This is a genomic window from Vreelandella sp. DA03-1M (assembly GCF_055725665.1).
In genome coordinates, this window is record NZ_CM146798.1 from 821832 (window position 1) to 839262 (window position 17431).

The 17431-nt window shown below is 51.8% G+C and carries 15 protein-coding genes and 1 pseudogene; 9 read left to right on the forward strand and 7 right to left on the reverse strand.

The features are described from left to right. Nucleotides 1–3 precede the first annotated feature (3 nt). From ACXUPB_RS03880 to ACXUPB_RS03895, 4 genes are all read right to left on the reverse strand, one after another. Complete coding sequence (locus ACXUPB_RS03880) at nt 4–1026, reverse strand: extracellular solute-binding protein (RefSeq protein WP_472956686.1); 1023 nt, start codon at nt 1024–1026, stop codon at nt 4–6. Beyond that, on the reverse strand, nt 930–2105 hold the full coding sequence (locus ACXUPB_RS03885; protein ID WP_472955470.1) for an ABC transporter ATP-binding protein: 1176 nt from the start codon (nt 2103–2105) through the stop codon (nt 930–932). The genes ACXUPB_RS03880 and ACXUPB_RS03885 overlap by 97 nt, the downstream gene beginning before the upstream one ends. Beyond that, on the reverse strand, nt 2102–2893 hold the full coding sequence (locus ACXUPB_RS03890; RefSeq protein ID WP_179916687.1) for an ABC transporter permease: 792 nt from the start codon (nt 2891–2893) through the stop codon (nt 2102–2104). Before ACXUPB_RS03890 ends, ACXUPB_RS03885 begins: the two co-directional genes overlap by 4 nt. 68 nt (nt 2894–2961) lie before the next feature. After that, the gene (locus ACXUPB_RS03895; protein ID WP_179916688.1) at nt 2962–3609 is read right to left on the reverse strand and encodes an SLOG cluster 4 domain-containing protein; all 648 of its coding nucleotides are present in this window, start codon (nt 3607–3609) and stop codon (nt 2962–2964) included. A gap of 109 nt (nt 3610–3718) precedes the next feature. On the opposite strand from ACXUPB_RS03895, the gene ACXUPB_RS03900 reads away from it, so the two are divergent. After that, the gene (locus ACXUPB_RS03900; protein ID WP_179916689.1) at nt 3719–4495 is read left to right on the forward strand and encodes a DeoR/GlpR family DNA-binding transcription regulator; all 777 of its coding nucleotides are present in this window, start codon (nt 3719–3721) and stop codon (nt 4493–4495) included. Here ACXUPB_RS03900 and ACXUPB_RS03905 read toward each other — a convergent pair. Beyond that, nucleotides 4495–4665, reverse strand: a pseudogene (locus ACXUPB_RS03905) (exodeoxyribonuclease VII large subunit); the annotation flags it as partial. The gene ACXUPB_RS03900 and the pseudogene ACXUPB_RS03905 overlap by 1 nt on opposite strands. 6 nt (nt 4666–4671) lie before the next feature. Continuing rightward, nucleotides 4672–6402, reverse strand: coding sequence for an SWIM zinc finger family protein (locus ACXUPB_RS03910; protein WP_179916690.1), 1731 nt, complete (start codon nt 6400–6402; stop codon nt 4672–4674). Between the two features lie 213 nt (nt 6403–6615). On the opposite strand from ACXUPB_RS03910, the gene guaB reads away from it, so the two are divergent. From guaB to ACXUPB_RS03935, 5 genes are all read left to right on the forward strand, one after another. Then, nucleotides 6616–8085 carry an IMP dehydrogenase gene (guaB, locus tag ACXUPB_RS03915; protein WP_035564359.1) on the forward strand — a complete coding sequence of 490 codons (1470 nt, stop codon included), beginning with the start codon at nt 6616–6618 and terminating at the stop codon, nt 8083–8085. A 97-nt stretch (nt 8086–8182) separates the two neighbouring features. Next, nucleotides 8183–9760, forward strand: coding sequence for a glutamine-hydrolyzing GMP synthase (gene guaA / locus ACXUPB_RS03920; protein WP_179916691.1), 1578 nt, complete (start codon nt 8183–8185; stop codon nt 9758–9760). Between the two features lie 308 nt (nt 9761–10068). Beyond that, nucleotides 10069–11256: a tyrosine-type recombinase/integrase gene (locus ACXUPB_RS03925; RefSeq protein ID WP_472955474.1), complete on the forward strand. Its 1188-nt coding sequence runs from the start codon at nt 10069–10071 to the stop codon at nt 11254–11256. Between the two features lie 76 nt (nt 11257–11332). Continuing rightward, entirely contained in the window at nt 11333–12631 is a 1299-nt protein-coding gene (locus tag ACXUPB_RS03930) for an SIR2 family protein (protein WP_472955475.1), read from the forward strand. After that, nucleotides 12624–14333, forward strand: coding sequence for an ATP-binding protein (locus ACXUPB_RS03935; RefSeq protein WP_472955477.1), 1710 nt, complete (start codon nt 12624–12626; stop codon nt 14331–14333). Before ACXUPB_RS03930 ends, ACXUPB_RS03935 begins: the two co-directional genes overlap by 8 nt. A 124-nt stretch (nt 14334–14457) precedes the next feature. Here the strand turns inward: ACXUPB_RS03935 and ACXUPB_RS03940 are convergent, their stop codons facing one another. Continuing rightward, a complete protein-coding gene (locus ACXUPB_RS03940) occupies nt 14458–15459 on the reverse strand; it encodes a hypothetical protein (RefSeq protein ID WP_472955479.1) in 1002 nt (333 codons plus the stop codon). A gap of 137 nt (nt 15460–15596) precedes the next feature. Here ACXUPB_RS03940 and ACXUPB_RS03945 point away from each other — a divergent pair, with 137 nt between their 5' ends. The 3 genes from ACXUPB_RS03945 to ACXUPB_RS03955 are packed head-to-tail and all read left to right on the forward strand — an operon-like array spanning nt 15597 to nt 17386. Continuing rightward, nucleotides 15597–15776 (forward strand): helix-turn-helix transcriptional regulator, encoded by a 180-nt coding sequence (locus ACXUPB_RS03945; RefSeq protein WP_472956688.1) that lies wholly within the window; start codon nt 15597–15599, stop codon nt 15774–15776. Nucleotides 15777–15780: 4 nt separating this feature from the next. Continuing rightward, nucleotides 15781–16644, forward strand: coding sequence for a helicase RepA family protein (locus ACXUPB_RS03950; protein ID WP_472955480.1), 864 nt, complete (start codon nt 15781–15783; stop codon nt 16642–16644). Further along, on the forward strand, nt 16631–17386 hold the full coding sequence (locus tag ACXUPB_RS03955) for a hypothetical protein (protein WP_472955482.1): 756 nt from the start codon (nt 16631–16633) through the stop codon (nt 17384–17386). Before ACXUPB_RS03950 ends, ACXUPB_RS03955 begins: the two co-directional genes overlap by 14 nt. Nucleotides 17387–17431 lie beyond the last annotated feature (45 nt).

The following is a 17431-nucleotide window of genomic DNA, read 5'->3' on the forward strand; positions in this document are numbered from 1 at the left end:
GCCTTATTGATTAAGGACGTGCTGAGTCCACTGGTGGCTTAGATCAGCGCTAATGCTCGACGCTTTTTGTACATCCAGCGGGCGAATCTGCGGCGCGTCAACCAGTGTGTCGGGCAGCTCGATATCCCCGTTGACAGGGCGAACAAATCCTTCCGCAAAGGTACGCTGGCCTTCGTCCGACATCACATAGTTCAGCCACAACCGTCCGGCATTAGGGTTCGGGCCGTTCTTAACCAGCGAAATAGCATACGGCGCTGCCACTGAAGCCTCTTCGGGGATCACCACCGCAGCGTTGTCGCCCATGCCATCGGTAATGCTGGCTTTTAGACCGTCGTTTTCATAGCCGATCCAGATAGGAATTTCACCGCGCACGAACTGCGCATAGGGCGTGGTACCAACCACACGGGCAACATTGCCGTTGCGGCTCAATTCCGCAAGATAATCGATGCCCGGCGTTAAGTTATCGAGATCGCCCCCCATCGCATAATTGGCCGCCAGGGTGAGGACTTGGCCTTGCCCGGTCGAGCGCGGGTCAAGGTACACAATGCTGTTACGGTACTGCTCATCGAGCAGGTCTTCCCAGCTTTGCGGCACTTCATCAACTAACTGGGTATTAACGATAAAGGCCACGTTCAAAGAGTGAATCGTGAACCACTCACCCGCGTCTGCTTTGAAGACATCTGGAATGCTATCGAAATTGATGGGGGTAAAGGGGCTTAACAGCTCTTTCTCATGCGCATTAATGGCGGAAGAAGCGTAGTAGTAGGCGGTATCGGCCTGGGGGCGGTTGCGGGCCTGCTCCAAAGCAACCACGGTGGCACCCGAGCCCAGGTCGTTAAAAACAATTTGAACACCCGGGTAGCGTTCCGTGAAACGATTGAACTGGCTTTGCCAGTTAGCCCAGGTCGGGCCGGTATCAAACGATACAATCAGCCCTTCTTCCTGGGCAGCTTCGTAGAGTTCCTGTTCGCCATCGTAGAGCTCAGCGTCAAGCGTGTTGGCCGCATACGCCGATAAAGGCAGCAGGCTAAGGGCGGAGAGTAGGCAATAAGCGAAAGCGCGTTGCATGATGGTACCTCAGCGGTTGAAGAGATGAATGTGAGTGGGGGGAGCGCCACGTGAGTGATGTGATCCGGCGTTGACGCCGACTCAAGCGACAACGTGGTAGTGCCGCAGAGAAGGTAGTGACGTTGCTGGGCGCCCAGAAACTGCCGCTCGACCAGCGTGGTGGGCACCCGGTTAACGATATCGCTAACCGGGTTGGCAATAATGGCTTCGGGACGAATCATGGCGCGCACGGTTTGCCCCACTGTAAAGGCGTGTGGTGTCACTTCCAGGATGCCCAGGTCGGCGGTTTGAATGCGCTGCGAATTGATTACCTGAGCGTCGATAAAGTTAGTACGACCAATGAAACGTGCTACGGCTTCACTCACAGGCTGCGTGTAAAGCTGGTGGGGCGCGCTGTGTTGAAGGAGTTCGCCCTGCTCAAGTACGGCGACGTGATCGCCCAGCATCAGCGCCTCTTCCTGATCATGGGTGATCATCAGCGTGGTGACGCCGAATTGACGCTGTATATGCTTGAGCTCCTGGCGCATCGACTCGCGGCGGGAGGCGTCGAGCGCCGAAAACGGTTCATCGAGCAGAAGGGCGCGGGGCTCGAATACCAGCGCCCGGGCAATGGCCACGCGCTGCTGCTGGCCGCCGGAAAGCTGGGAAGGGTAGTAATGTTCCAACGCCTCAAGACCTACATCATGGAGGATCTTGCGGGCGCGTCGGTGGCGCTCTACTTGCCGAACACCTTTCACCTTAAGCGGGTAGGCGACGTTGCCAAGCACCGTCATATGATTGAAGAGCACATAATCCTGCAGCACGATTCCCAGTCCGCGCTCGCCGCAAGAGAGTTGGGTAACATCTTGATGATCAAGCAGAACGCGCCCTTGAAGCGGGGTGAGAAAGCCCGCGATAAGCTGTAAAAGCGTACTTTTTCCCGATCCGCTGGCACCCACCACCACAAGAAATTCGCCCGTTTCTACCTGCAGGTTGATGTCGTGAACACCCACGCTGCTATGGGGGTAGTGGAACTGGATGTTTTCTAGCGCAATCATTGCGGTAACTCCCGGGAAGAGGATCGGCCCAGCCGCCACTGCACCAGGGTGGAAAACAGCGAGAACAGCAGTGCGAGAGAGAGCAGGAAAAGCGTTGCGGCACAGGCGAAGCCCGTGGTGCGGTAAAACGCTTGGATCAACACCACCGGGTAGGGCTGGGTCATAAAACCTGAAATCAGGTTGCTCAGCTCAAACTCGCCAATCGACAGCGCGGCAACCGTTAAGCTGCCGGTGAATACCGAGCGATATACCAGTGGCAAATAGAGGTGCACAAAACGTTGCCACTCGGCTGCCCCCAGGGACTGGGCCATGCGTTCATAGGCCTTGAGTGGAGAGGCCTCTATATCGGCATAGACGGTGTAGAAAAGGTAGGGGAAGGTAACCACCACATGGCCTGCTACCAGCAGCCAGGGGCTACCCAGCCAGGGCAGCATGGCGGTACTAAAAGCCAAAATGAAAGCAAAGCCGATGACCAATTGGGGAACGGCTACGGGCAGCATGACCAAAAGACGCGTGATGCTCTGAGCCACAGCAGGGAATTTAAGCGTTACGCCATATACCAGCGGTACGACTAATAATATATTGATCAGACAGGTGGTTAAGGCCAGTTTGAGCGTCGTCAACATGGCGTTTCGATAGGTGGTTTCTTCCCATACGCTGATAAACCAACGCCAAGTTAACCCCTCAGGTAGCAGCGTGTTGCTCCACTGGTCGCCGAAAGCGCCTACGAGCAGTAGGACGATAGGGGCCAACAAGTAAACCAAGTAACCATAAGTGATCAGTCGCATGTCGGGCCCCTAACCATGGTTAAATATAAATGACCATAATGTAATATTTTGATCGTTTGTTGATATGTTCATGATGGTTGTGTGACTCCCCATAGGTGGGCAGCCGTGAGGTGCAGGGCTTCCTCTACGCTGCTGACAGGTGTAATGCCTTCAGCAGTGGGGGCGTCCGGGAAGGTGAGTACAGGCTTATTAAAATGACGACCAAAGGCTACCTCGGTATGGGTGCCCAAGCTTCCGCCAACGGCGATCAGCAGCACGCTGGCTCGGGCGATAAGCACATTGCGTGCCTCGCCCAAGCCGCTGGCAATAGGCAGGGTGACCCAGGGGTTGGCAGCCTCTGCGTGGGTATCGGGTAGCAGGCCGATGACCTCGCCTCCCTGGAGTGCGGCACCCTTGCTGGCCGCTTCCATAACACCGCTCCGGCCACCGCATAACAGCGGAATGCCCAGCTCGGCCAGCCCCGAGCCTAAGGCATAGGCTATTTCAAGCTGTTGCTGAGTGGCCTCGCGGGGACCAATAACGCCCACCGGAGGCCGCTGCATCGGCGTATTGCTGTGCTTCAGCGCAATCAGCGCTTCGTGAGGCAGGCAGGGAGATTGCAGTACGGCTGGCCAGTCGGCCTCGCCAAGCGGGCGCATTTTTGGCGACAGAGGCTCACCTGCGCGGGTCATGATACGCTGGCATTCATCAAGATAAATTTGTAATGTCTGAGTCATGTTTTGATCAAAATGTAAGAATTTGATCGTTATGGTCGCGCCGCGCTGTGTCAATTTGATGACATACACGTTAATGCCGAACTTTTTATTAAAGGATTGTTGGTTACCGATGACAGACCTAGCGCATTTGAACCCACGCCATCGCGAGTTAATTGCCTTGGTTGAATTACATGGGCATGCCTCGATCGAATTTCTTGCCCAGCGGCTCAACTGTTCCGCACAAACGGTGCGGCGCGACATTCGTAAATTGTGTGACGCTAACGTACTCCAGCGTTTTCGGGGCGGGGCTCGGATCGAAAAACCCCAGGTTAGGCTTGGCTACGCCACCAAACAGGATTCGCAGCAGGTAGAGAAGGGGCGTATGGCGACCCTAGCGGTATCGCAGTTGCAGGAAGGCGAGGCGCTGTTTCTGGATACGGGCACAACCTGCGATCACGTTGCACGCGAGCTACTGAACTACCGTAAAAGGCTGCACGTGGTCACTCATAACCTAACGGCTGCGCTGGCGCTCGCTGTCCAGCATCAGTTGTTCGATATTCATGTGGTGGGCGGAAAGGTGGCGGGGCGGGATGGGGCGCTGACTGGGTCGCGCACCATTAAAGAGCTGGCCAGCTATCGGCTGGATGTGGCGATGATTGCCGTTTCAGGCATAGATGCAGAGGGTTACCTGCTCGACTTCGATAGTGAAAAAATAGAAGTAAAACAAACCATGATGCGCCACGCTGGCCGTAAAGTGCTGCTTATGGGGTCAGCGAAATTATGCCAGCGCGGTATCCAACGTGTTGCTCATCTTGATGAGTTTGATCAAGTGATTTGTGATCTACCTGCACCCGAAGAAATCCAAACGCTCATGACCTACCCCGAACGTTGGCAAGAAGCTTTATAGGCTCGCTGACGAAACAGCGCCCAGCGAATCTGCGCCCGGTCATTCTTCAACGTGAAATAGACATGCCCCGGTGCCGGGCGGGAAACATTAGAGAGATCACCCTCCACTCACACCTCGCCCACATCGCGCTCAAGGGGCTGCTAGGCGCGCTGGTTGAGTTGGCTGACGGCTGTCTCTTATTTGTGCGTGTCTGGAAAGGCTTCATTCAACCATTTGATGAAGTTACGCTTGGCCTTAAATTCATTACGTAACTGCGTCAGCATGTGCGCAAAAGCGGTGTATTGAGCTGGCGTTTCCAGGCTCTTTTTCAGCTCTTTCAGCAATGCGATGCCTTGGCGATATCCCTGCTTGTTGGTTTGTTCCACATACAGCCGTACCAACCGCAGATACAGCGGTAGGCGTGCGTCAGGAGATGGTAAGGCTTTGGCCAATTGGTACAGCAAGTGCGCTGATACTGGGTGCTCAGTGCACAATGCTTGGGCATCGTCCAAACGTCCCTCGTGCAAGTAAATTTCCAATAAGCTGTCTTTTGCCTGTTGTGATTGGTAGAAGGGCATCTTCTTCGACGGCTGGGTGATGCATTTTAATAGCCAGTCACAGGCGCGTTGGCGATAATCGACGACTAGGTCATGCGCTTCCATTAGCGCCACGAGCTGCCGGTAATCCTCCAACTGCTGGGTGTGCTGGTAGATCCCCCACTGTTGCTCCGCCGCTGCGTCTGTTTCACCGCGATGCAGCTTAAGGCGTATCTCAAGCCGGTTGCGTTCAAGGCGCCAGTGATAGCCGTTTTGTTTCTCGCACTTAGCGGCATAGGTTAGCCACGCTTCTACCTGATCCCAGGCTTCATACTCAATACACTGCTCAGCGGCCTCTAAACAATCCTTCTCATCGCTGATGGTTTTCTGATACAGCGCCAATATAGTGGGTAGGTCTCCGGCGGCTTTAGCGCGTTTGAGCAAAGGATCACGCAGGCGAATCAAGCGGTAGCGATCCTCCCATTCCATGGTGGCCGCTTGGTTCGGCAGCGCATCCAGGGCTTGCTGCAGGCGCTCATGGTAAGCGTCTTGGCTCGCTTGGCTCAGCACATCCAAATAGGCATCGGGGATGGGCGGGTATCGATCCTCTTCCCCACCAAAAGATTTTTCATACAGATAGCCTGCTAGCTTGTCGGCAGGCCAATCGAGCCGTTGCACGGTCTGAATATGCAAAGTGTGTAAGAGGTGTTCGCAGTGGAAACGGAAGCCGCCGGAGTCATCAATGGTTTCCAGCGCCTTATCCATACGCGCGAGTGCGTAGTCCACCAACGCCAAACTTTGCTCTGCAGTCAACTGCGGCACTTGTTCGGCCAGCTGTTCAATAACGGCTTCTGCCTTGCTGAAATAGTGGCTCACTTGAGAATAGCGGAACAACCCGCGATTGATGGGAAGCGCAGCAGTGATGCGTTTTTTCAGCGCCTTGTGATCCAGCACGCCAAGTGCAGCATCCGCTTTCAGCGACCACTGTTGATGCAGTACTGGGTCATTTTCAATAAGCGATAGCAGCGCCTCGACCAGCAAGGGTTTGTCTAACGACTCTAAGTAAGCGTGAATGCGATCTGAAGTGTCGCCCTCTACCAGCTGTACTTGTTTGGCTTGCTCGGCGCGGTACGCAAGGGCAACGGCAACGCAGTGCTTGCAGAAATCAATGCCTTCGGAGGCGGGGCAACTACACCCCCCGGTTAAGCCACGCTTGGTTAACTTCAATGCCACGTGATAAAGCTCGCTGCCCTCGACTTCAGCACTAATGATGGCACCGCTTTTATCCCAGTTGATCACCATGCCCTGTTGGTAATACTGAACCCCACGGGCAAAAGCCGCATCACCCGCCAGCATAGTCAGCTGTGAGTCTGAAATTAACGTCTCATCCATTGCTGCCACCTGACACTTCTGTAGAGCTAAATGACGTATAGGCTAACATTAACCGCAGGATGCTGACTGTCACGGCATATGCGCTAGCAGCGAGCCAAGCAGAAGCAGTGACGTAGAGTGGGGGCAGTGGCATTGCTGGGACACCCCTCAAAACGCTATAATAGGGGATTAACCTTTCACGCCCCACTTCCTCTCAATCAGGGTGTTGCCGCTATGCTACGTATGGCCCAAGAAGCACTAACGTTCGATGACGTACTCCTCGTTCCCGGCTTCTCCGATGTCCTCCCCAAGGATGTCAGCCTCAAAACCCGCCTGACCCGCACTCTCTCGCTCAATATTCCCTTGCTCTCTGCCGCGATGGACACCGTTACCGAAGCGCGTCTAGCGATTGCGATGGCCCAGGAAGGCGGCATCGGCATCATCCATAAGAGCATGGCCATGACCCAGCAAGCCGCTGAGGTGCGCAAGGTCAAAAAGCACGAAAGCGTGATTGTTAAAGACCCGGTCACCGTTAGCCCTAAAGCCAAGCTCGAAGACCTGCTCGCCATGGCCCGTGAAAATGGCTTCTCCGGCTTCCCTGTAGTGGAAGGTGAGACGCTAGTGGGTATTGTGACCGAGCGTGATATGCGCTTCCAGCCTAACCACGGCGACAGCGTAGCGGACATCATGACTCCCCGCGAGCGGCTGATTACCGTCAAGGAAGGCACCGATCTCGAAACCAGCAAAGCCAAGATGCGCGAACACCGCATCGAGAAAATGCTGATTGTGGATGACGAGTTCCACCTGCGTGGCCTGGTGACCTTCCAGGATATCGAAAAAGCCCGCACCTACCCAATGGCCGCCAAAGACAGCGATGGCCGTTTGTTGGTAGGTGCCGCCGTAGGCACTGGCCCGGAAACCCCTGATCGCGTCGCGGCACTGGTCGAAGCCGGAGTAGACGTGATTATCGTCGATACCGCCCACGGTCACTCTAAAGGCGTGATCGACCGCGTTCGCTGGATCAAAGAGAACTTCCCGGCCATTCAAGTGATTGGCGGTAACATCGCCACCGCCGCCGCGGCCCGTGCGCTGGCTGAAGCGGGCGCGGATGCCGTCAAAGTCGGTATCGGCCCTGGCTCAATCTGCACCACGCGTATCGTGGCAGGCGTAGGCGTACCGCAAATCACCGCGGTTTCCAACGTGGCCGAAGCGCTCAAAGAGTACGACATTCCGCTGATTGCCGATGGCGGCATCCGCTTCTCCGGTGACCTGGCCAAGGCGATTGCCGCTGGCGCCAGCGCCGTGATGGTCGGTGGCCTGCTGGCCGGTACTGAAGAAGCACCCGGCGAAGTCGAGCTTTACCAGGGCCGTACCTACAAAGCCTACCGCGGTATGGGCTCCATGGGCGCCATGTCGCAAAACCAGGGCAGCGCCGACCGCTACTTCCAGGATAAGAGCGAAGGCGCCGAGAAGCTGGTACCGGAAGGCATTGAAGGCCGCGTTCCCTATAAAGGCATGATGGGCGCTATTGTCCACCAGCTGATGGGTGGGCTGCGCGCTTCCATGGGCTACACCGGCTGCCGCGATATTCAGGAGATGCGCACCAAGCCGGAGTTTGTACAGATTACCGGCGCTGGCTTTAACGAATCCCACGTTCACAACGTGCAGATCACCAAAGAAGCTCCCAACTATCGGGTGAGCTAACCAGCGTAGTTAGTTAAAACGGCGGCGGGCACAACAGCTCGCCGCTTGCTTTTTGGCCTTACCAGCGGCACCCACACCGCTTAACCGAGACCCCGCCATGAGTGACATTCACGCCCATAAGATTTTGATTCTCGACTTCGGCTCGCAGTACACCCAACTGATCGCCCGCCGCGTTCGCGAGATCGGTGTTTACTCCGAAGTCCGCGCGTTTGATATCACCGAAGAAGAGATCCGCGAGTACAACCCCAACGGCATTATCATGGCCGGTGGCCCGGAATCCGTGACGGAACTGGACTCCCCGCGTGCGCCTCAGTGCGTGTTTGAAATGGGCCTGCCGGTGTTTGGTATCTGCTACGGCATGCAAACCATGGCCGAGCAGCTGGGCGGTAAGGTAGAAGGCTCCAACCAGCGTGAATTCGGCTACGCGCAGATTCAGATCGACGAAGATAACGCGCTGTTCAAAGACATCAAAGACCACGTAGACGCGAAAAGCGGCAAAGCCCTGCTGGACGTATGGATGAGCCACGGCGACAAGGTCGCCGAAGCGCCCGCTGAATTCACCGTGACCGCCTCCACGCCGAGCTGCCCGATTGCCGCCATGGCCTGGGAAGAGAGGCAGTTCTACGGCGTACAGTTCCACCCGGAAGTGACCCACACCCTGCAGGGCCAGCGCATTCTTGAGCACTTCGTGCTGGATATCTGCAAAGCCGAAAAGCTGTGGACGCCTGCACAAATCATCGAAGACCAGGTACAGCGCGTACGCGAGCAAGTCGGCGACCGCCACGTACTGCTCGGCCTCTCCGGCGGTGTAGATTCTTCCGTAGTTGCCGCACTGCTGCACAAAGCGATTGGCACCCAGCTGACCTGCGTGTTCGTGGATAACGGCCTGCTGCGTAAAGCGGAAGGCGACCAGGTAATGGAAACCTTCGCCAAGCACATGGGCGTGAAGGTGATCCGCGTAGACGCCGAAGACCTGTTCCTCGGCAAGCTGAAGGGCGAGAAAGACCCGGAAGCCAAGCGCAAAATCATCGGCAACACCTTCATCGACGTATTCGATGAAGAAGCCAGCAAGATCGATGGCGTCGAGTTCCTGGCCCAGGGCACCATCTACCCGGACGTGATTGAATCCGCTGCCTCTAAAACCGGCAAAGCGCACGTGATCAAATCCCACCACAACGTCGGTGGCCTGCCGGAAACCATGAAGCTCAAGCTGGTCGAGCCGCTGCGCGAACTGTTTAAAGACGAAGTGCGCAAACTCGGCCTGGAACTCGGCCTGCCCTACGATATGGTGTACCGCCACCCGTTCCCCGGCCCCGGCCTGGGCGTGCGTATTCTGGGTGAAGTGAAAAAAGACTACGCCGACATCCTGCGCGATGCCGACGCTATCTTCATCGAAGAACTACGCGCCTCCGGCTGGTACGAAAAAACCAGCCAAGCTTTCGCCGTGTTCCTGCCGGTGAAATCGGTAGGTGTCGTCGGCGACGGCCGCCGCTACGAATGGGTCATCGCGCTACGCGCGGTAGAAACCATCGACTTCATGACCGCCCGCTGGGCGCACCTGCCCTATGAGCTGCTGGAGAAGGTTTCTAATCGGATTATCAATGAGTTGGAAGGGGTTTCGCGGGTTACTTATGATGTCTCCAGCAAGCCGCCTGCTACTATTGAGTGGGAATGATCACCCGTTAGGCACTCGCTGGTACTAACTGGCATTAAATGACGTTTAAGCCCATGTTTTCATGGGCTTTTTTGTTTTTGTGTCTGGCAGTATTTGGCAACTAATGGCAGCGGGAAGCACCGCTTGAGCGTGGTATCTAAGGTGGTATTATCGAGACATGATGCCATGAGTGATAGCCGATACCATGCTGCTTGATCCTGTGTGTTCATGGTATCGGAGTTATTTAACTATCTGTTTTTATTGATTTTATGGCCTGATTTTCGGGTGATCTTCCAGCATGGTATTGGAATCGAAGAAGGATAAGACTCTTGCTGACCGATACCAAGCTGCGCAACCTCAAGCCGAGGGATAAACTTTACAAGGTGAATGACCGGGATGGCCTCTATGTGGCTGTCACTCCTGCCGGTTCTATCTCATTCCGTTACAACTACTCGATCAATGGCAGGCAAGAGACAATCACCTTTGGCCGCTATGGCGTTGGGGGGATCACGCTGGCAGAAGCCCGTGAGCGACTAGGTGAAGCCAAGCGGATGGTCGCCGATGGAAAGTCGCCAGCGAAGGAGAAGGCTCGAGACAAGGCGCGTGTTAAAGGGGCTGAAACCTTTGGTGCCTGGGCGGAAAAGTGGCTACGTGGCTACCAGATGGCCGACTCTACCCGTGATATGCGCCGCTCGGTTTATACGAGAGAGCTAGAAACGAAATTCGGCAATCAGAAGCTGACCGAAATCACCCACGAGGACTTGCGAGCACTAACCGATGCCATCGTAGAGCGCGGTGCGCCTGCTACGGCGGTTCATGCGCGTGAGATTGTACTCCAGGTATACCGCTGGGCGACTGAGCGGGGTCAGAAGGTCGAAAACCCGGCAGACCTGGTGAGGCCAGCAAGCATTGCCAGATTTGAGCCGAGAGATCGAACCCTGACACCCGAAGAAATCAGGACCATGTACCAGTACATGGGGCGTATTGGCACATCACCATCGATCCGGGCAGCGGTCAAACTGCTGTTGTTGACGATGGTGCGAAAAAGCGAGCTGACCAATGCCACCTGGAGTGAGATCAACTTCAGCGAAGCGCTCTGGACGATCCCCAAGGAACGGATGAAGCGGCGAAACCCCCACCTGGTGTTTCTATCCAGGCAGGCCATGGACATCTTCATCGCTTTGAAGACGTTCTCAGGAGGATCGGAGTATGTTCTGCCGTCACGCTACGATTCTGACGTCCCCATGAGCAGTGCCACGCTGAACCGGGTGATGACGATGACCTATAAGCTGGCTCAGAAAGAGGGGCAACCGCTTGCTAAATTCGGCCCTCACGACCTGAGACGAACAGCCAGTACCTTGCTCCATGAAGCTGGTTACAACACCGACTGGATAGAGAAATGCCTGGCACATGAGCAAAAAGGTGTGAGGGCGATCTATAACAAAGCTGAGTATCGAGAGCAGCGTACATCGATGTTGCAAGACTGGGCTGACATGATTGATGGATGGATACGATAAAATCGTAAAGGTATGACATATATAAATATATGTTCGATGTTTTGGGATGGATTAATATACTTGATGGAGTTTGAAAATGGATAAGGAAAGAGAAGGTTTTTTATCGACATCATCACCTTTGCTCTCCGATTGTAAAATCGAAAAAGGTGGATTAGCCGTTCGCTATCCTGGAAGTCTAACTTGGCATCCTTTGAATGAAAAAACTTATAAGGAAGTTAAGGGGTTAACAGAGGTTGATGATGAACAGCAGGCTGAAATAAGAAATGCGAGAACAAATCTTTTTACTGTTCTTCAGAAGTCGCTCCAGCTTCCTAATTTAGCATTTTTTGCGGGTAGTGGCACCTCGCTTGGGAAGACTCGGGGGCCACGGATGTGGGACCTTTGGGTAAAGTCAATGTTTATTGATGGGGAAGATAATGATTTAGAAGATAATATATCTCTTATGACCCAGAAGGCAAAAGAAATTTGTGAGAAGGTTAACTATAAAGATTTTGACGAGCCAAATATTGAGCACTTTTTATCTAGTTGTGATGCTTATCAAGTTGTTTTTGATGATGTTGACGTCAAAGAGTTTGTTAGTGATGTCAAATTGAATGTCTTGAATCAGTGCTCAGAATTTTTAAATATGCAGGATAGTGACATATCATCCTATACTGAGCTATTGAGAAAGCTAGCAAAGCGTCGAGTTCGCGATCCAAGACTTAAAGTATTTACAACCAATTATGATATGTGTTTTGAAAAAGCATCCTCAGAACTTGGGATGATGGTTGTAGATGGTTTCTCCTATACAAGGAAAAGAAGGTTTGATGGGAAGTATTTCAATTACGATGTTGTTGATAGAAAAAAAGATGAGCATAATTTTATCCAGGGTGTTATCCAGCTTTATAAACTTCACGGCTCAGTGAGCTGGGAAAGAGATGATAGTAATATATTTGAAGTTTCTTCACCAGAGCCTGACAAGGCTTGCCTTGTTTATCCTGCAAAAGGTAAATATCAACAAGCATTTATTCAGCCACATCTAGAGCTGTTATCAAGATTTCTTGAGTACCTTCGCCAAGCAAATAGCTGTTTGGTTGTCAGTGGCTTTGGGTTTAATGATGATCATTTGTCTGAGCCAATATTGGCAGCGGTAAAATCTAATCCTAGTTTTAAGTTAATTGTTTGCGATTTTGCAGCATGCGATCAAATAAAGAAAGATGGAAAGTATTGGAAATTACTCTCTGATTTGTCTAGCCAGGGCGCGGATGTGACATTTATAAATTCATCGTTTGATGAAATGGTAAGTCTTATACCAAACCTTATCGCATTAAGCCCTGCAGAGCAGTTGGCTGAGTCTATATTTTCATTAAAAGTAGGAGGTCAGCCTGATGAGTGAAGTTGATATTAACATACTTGATTCGTCATTACGCATCGGTTTGATCTCGGGAGTCAGTTCAAGTGGGATTACAATTAATCTATCACACGCTGGTTTAAGATCGGCATCTTATCACCAAGGAGGTCGATATGGTCGTGGTGAGGTAGGGGAAATTGTCCTTATAGAAGGTCAAACGGTAATTGTCATTGGTAAGATAATAGATATAAGGCTTCCCGAAAAAGATAGGACATCATTGCATCCACACGCAGTAAAATCAGAATCTCTTGATGCAATTGCTTATGTGCAGATATTGGGGTCAGTCGATATCAGGAGCTTATCTGTTACGGCGGGAGTGACAAGCTACCCAAGAATTGGCGATGTTGTATATTCAGCTACAACTCAATTTCTATCTATTCTTCCTCAACTTACAGATCACGACTACCTAAGCATAAGGAGTAAAAGTGTATCGATCGATATTGGTAAAGTTTCTGACTCAAGTTTGGATAGTGTAAAAATAACACCAGAGAAATTGTTCGGAAGGCATTGTGCTATATTAGGCTCTACTGGTGGTGGTAAAAGTTGGACTACGGCTCGTTTAATTCAAGAGTGTGCGAGGTTCAAAAATGCAAAAATTATAATACTAGATGCGACTGGAGAGTATCGGAATTTGCCAAGTGCATACACAAAACATATGCATTTAGGAGAGCCGTTAAATAAAAACATAGAGTCTTTGCCATTTCTCATACCACCTACCGATTTTGAAGAGTCTGATTTCTTGACACTTTTTGAACCATCTGGAAGAGTGCAGGGACCTAAGCTTAGAGCTGCGATTAAAAGTCTTAGACTTGCATCGTTGGCTCCAGAAGCTGCGGATAACGGAGTAATAAAAAAAATCAATCAATCTAAAGATCGCTATCGAGCGGCTATGAGATCGAACAATAACGCATCTCTTGTAGATAAGCCTTCACAGCCGTTTGATGTTAAAAAGATTGTTTCTCAAATTCAGGAGGAATGCCATTATGTAAATTCTGACGGGAGCTGGGGAAATCAGAATGCCAATGAGGTGTCGTATTGCTCCTCTCTCTTCACTCGTATACTCGGTGTAATACACTCAAAGTCATTTTCGTCTGTATTTAGCGATGAGCAACTACCATCTTTGGAAGATACGATTAAATCTTTCCTGGAGTCGGATAAAAAAATTCTGAGATTATGCTTGAGTAGTACTAGCTATGAGTTCAATGCTCGAGAAATCCTTGCAAATGTAATAGGAAGAAAATTGCTTGGGTTTGCCCGTCAGGAGCTATTTACTAGTAGACCAATTTTGACTGTAATAGATGAAGCGCATAATTTTCTTGGGAAGAGAGTTGGGTTTGAGGAGTATAGTGTTAAATTAGATGCTTTTGAAATAATAGCAAAGGAGGGCAGGAAGTACGGCTTAAATGTTTGTCTTGCGACTCAGAGACCGAGAGATATTACAGAGGGGGTATTGAGTCAAATGGGAACTTTACTTGTGCATAGACTTACAAACAGCAATGATCGTGAGATCGTAGAGCGGGCTTGCGGAGAAGCCGACAAATCAATCATTTCGTTTCTTCCAAATTTGAAACAAGGTGAGCTTACAATTATAGGTGTTGACTTCCCGATACCGCTAACAGTTCAGGTTCATACTCCGACCCCGCCGCCTTTATCTGATAGCCCAAGCTATCAAGATCTCTGGGGATAAATTAAATAGTTCATGAGTCCAGCTTTGAGATTGAGGCCTCATTTTTTGATATTGGTATGTGCTCCATACACTAAACCGCTAAAATTTCAATTGATGAAGGTAGTTAATATTCATTATGGAAATTTTAGCGGCTAAAATTTTCGCTTCCTAATAGGAATTCTTCTCGTATCGAGCCCAATGCTTTAGACACAGCTTGGCGTGTCATGGGCTGCTGCTTGGCGTTCAGTATTCTTTTTCCAATTTCAGTCTGGCTGAGTCCAGACTGCTTGAGTACCAGCATTTTTTTCTTAGTATCAGATAACTTACAGTTCACCATCCTGCGGGCGAGGTTGCGTAATTCTGCTTTGTCGGCTGACTGAAAAGTTAGACGTAGCATTAATTGGAAGAAGTAGCTGTCAATCAACTCATCACCTGACATGGCGTGAGGCTTGGACCGGTTTGCACACTGATGGGTCAGCCGTGAGAGTTCGATATTAAATTGCGTTAGAGAGCGTTTTGCCTGTCTATAAGTAGGGTTCCAGTCACCATTTGCCAACTTGGGTCTATGCTCTTCGCAGTACTGGTGGCTGAGCTCAAGTTTCTTACGACCCTCTAACTCAACGTCATTGATACGCTGACCTTCTACTGTCGTCATGAATGCTGTGAACTCTGTTTGGTTTCCGCATAGTTCGCAAAAATCGTGTTTACGTTGTGCGTTTAAGTTGACGCCTTTCGTAGAGGATGATCTTTTGGGGCGCTTGCAAGCACAATCCCAAACCAGCCCAATCAAGGATTCGAGAGTCGCTATGAAGAGCTCGTCCGTCGTAGTCTTCTTTTCTACTGTCTTAATGAACTGGCGCAGTAATTGGCGTTGCATTCGCACCATGGCTTCAAGTCCTACCATTCGAATGATAGCGCTGAATCCTAGTCCAGCTCCGGCTCCAGGAACATGGCCAGCGTAGCTTCCTGGAAGGGTATCCATGTAGGTTGCCAGGGCTGGATCGATGACTTCCTCTATCAAGCGCACGATCGGGTAGCGTCTTGAGGACGCAGAGTAAGGATGCCAGCGTTCTTCAAACCGCTGGATAGCTTCTGTGACGACTGGGGCACAACCTTCCCAGATGACGATGCTTGATTCATTTTTCATGTCAACCATTTTAGCCAATTTATAGGCTTAATCAAGTGGCATTGCTGGGCACCATAGAGCTTTCATAAGTAAGTGGAGGCACAAGTATGCAAGCAATGGCAAACAAGACGCTGATCAATCGAAAAGTGCTCTTAGAAATGATTCCTCTCTCCTCACGGACAATTTACAACTTGGAGAAGCGAGGTGAGTTCCCTCGCCGAATTGCACTTACCAGAAGAAACGTCGCGTGGGACTTGTCGGAAGTAGAGCAATGGATTGAAGAGCGCAAGTCGTCTGGAATCCAGGCAGCTCGACCTGGCAACACCATAGAGGCCTAACAGTATGGCCCTTGATCTTATGGCGGCCTTTTCGGAAACGCCGCCGCCTCTTGATTATGTTTTACCTAACATGGTTGCCGGTACGGTGGGAGCCTTGGTTTCACCAGGTGGTGCCGGAAAATCCATGTTGGCTTTACAGCTTGCCATGCAGATCGCTGGAGGCCCGGACTTGCTGGAAGTCGGAGAGTTTACTGTTGGGCGAGTTATCTATCTCCCCGCAGAAGACCCTCCTGCTGCTATCCATCACCGATTACATGCGCTTGGGGCACATCTCACTGCCGAGCAGCGGCAAGCCGTTGCTAAAGGCTTGCTGATTGAGCCGCTGATAGGAAGGTGCCCCAACATCATGTGTCTCGATTGGTTCGATGGCCTTAAGCGAGCGGCTGAAGGCCGTCGCCTGATGATCCTGGACACCTTACGTCGTTTTCATATTGAAGATGAAAACGCCAGCGGCCCAATGGCGCAAGTGATCGGACGTATGGAGGCCATTGCCGCCGATACGGGGTGCTCTATCGTATTTTTGCACCATGCCAGTAAGAGCGCCGCCATGATTGGTGCGGGTGACCAGCAACAGGCCAGCCGTGGGTCGTCTGTTCTGGTCGATAACATTCGCTGGCAATCGTATCTGTCTGGCATGACGCAAACCGAGGCTGAGGAATGGGGTGTTGATGATAGTCAGCGTGGGTACTTCGTCCGCTATGGCGTGAGCAAGGCGAATTATGGCTCTCCTTTCGCAGAGCGTTGGTTCCGGCGTCACGAGGGCGGTGTGCTGAAACCTGCCGTGCTGGAGAGGCAGCGTAAGGCCAAAGGAGTATTGCCGATCAAGAAATCGAAAGCTGTTATGGAAGGCGCTGATGACAACTGGTAACAAGGTCGCTCCAACTAGTACCAGTGCACAGGCACGAGTGATGCTTTACCAGGCCAGCCAGCGCCCGAGCCTGATGGAGGCCAACTGGATGGAAACATCCTTTGGCCGTTGTCGCATTAAGGGAAGGCTTGGCCAGCGGCACGCAGATGTTGTTGAGGCTATTTTGCACTGTGCTGAACGTCGCCGAGATGTGTCAGATGGTGGTGTAGAGTTTTTGGTAGACCCTGCCAAAGTACGGAAAACGTTGTCGGACAGCCGGTATAGTTCCTCCCAGCTTGAGAAGCTTCTGACAGAGCTACGAGCAGCAACCGTAACCATTGAAACGCCACAGTTCGATTTTCCGATAATCGGCGGCTTGATCGATCATGTTATCCCTTCACCTATGACACGTCCTGATCCCTTGACGGGAGGCGAGCGGAATCTGTGGAGAGTTCGGCTTGGTATCGCCTTGGTCATGCTATTGGAGCATGATCTTAGCCTGTACTACGACCCAGCCCCTATTGCTCGCTTGCGGCACGGGATTAGCCAGGCGGTTGCTCGACACATTTTGACTCACAAGAATGACCCAGTCGGAGGGTGGCATGTAGATACCCTCATTCGCGCAGTCTGTGGTGAAAAAATCAATAGTAAGAAGATGCGAAATGGACGTTCCAGGCTTAGGGAAGATGCGGAAAAATTGCATGAAGTTGGAATAACGATAGATGCTGAGAATAGGATAAAGCGCCTCACACCCGCCCGATAGCGTCCCACACCCGCCCGATGGCGACTCACACCCGCCCGGTAGTGA

Excerpts from the sequence above, each read along its gene's own strand:
- ACXUPB_RS03885 (WP_472955470.1), bottom strand. The coding sequence starts at position 2,105 with ATGATTGCGCTAGAAAACATCCAGTTCCACTACCCCCATAGCAGCGTG.
- ACXUPB_RS03955 (WP_472955482.1), top strand. The coding sequence starts at position 16,631 with ATGACAACTGGTAACAAGGTCGCTCCAACTAGTACCAGTGCACAGGCA.
- ACXUPB_RS03900 (WP_179916689.1), top strand. The coding sequence starts at position 3,719 with ATGACAGACCTAGCGCATTTGAACCCACGCCATCGCGAGTTAATTGCC.
- ACXUPB_RS03945 (WP_472956688.1), top strand. The coding sequence starts at position 15,597 with ATGATTCCTCTCTCCTCACGGACAATTTACAACTTGGAGAAGCGAGGT.
- guaA (WP_179916691.1), top strand. The coding sequence starts at position 8,183 with ATGAGTGACATTCACGCCCATAAGATTTTGATTCTCGACTTCGGCTCG.
- ACXUPB_RS03930 (WP_472955475.1), top strand. The coding sequence starts at position 11,333 with ATGGATAAGGAAAGAGAAGGTTTTTTATCGACATCATCACCTTTGCTC.
- ACXUPB_RS03910 (WP_179916690.1), bottom strand. The coding sequence starts at position 6,402 with ATGGATGAGACGTTAATTTCAGACTCACAGCTGACTATGCTGGCGGGT.
- ACXUPB_RS03950 (WP_472955480.1), top strand. The coding sequence starts at position 15,781 with ATGGCCCTTGATCTTATGGCGGCCTTTTCGGAAACGCCGCCGCCTCTT.
- ACXUPB_RS03940 (WP_472955479.1), bottom strand. The coding sequence starts at position 15,459 with ATGAAAAATGAATCAAGCATCGTCATCTGGGAAGGTTGTGCCCCAGTC.
- ACXUPB_RS03890 (WP_179916687.1), bottom strand. The coding sequence starts at position 2,893 with ATGCGACTGATCACTTATGGTTACTTGGTTTACTTGTTGGCCCCTATC.
- guaB (WP_035564359.1), top strand. The coding sequence starts at position 6,616 with ATGCTACGTATGGCCCAAGAAGCACTAACGTTCGATGACGTACTCCTC.
- ACXUPB_RS03895 (WP_179916688.1), bottom strand. The coding sequence starts at position 3,609 with ATGACTCAGACATTACAAATTTATCTTGATGAATGCCAGCGTATCATG.
- ACXUPB_RS03935 (WP_472955477.1), top strand. The coding sequence starts at position 12,624 with ATGAGTGAAGTTGATATTAACATACTTGATTCGTCATTACGCATCGGT.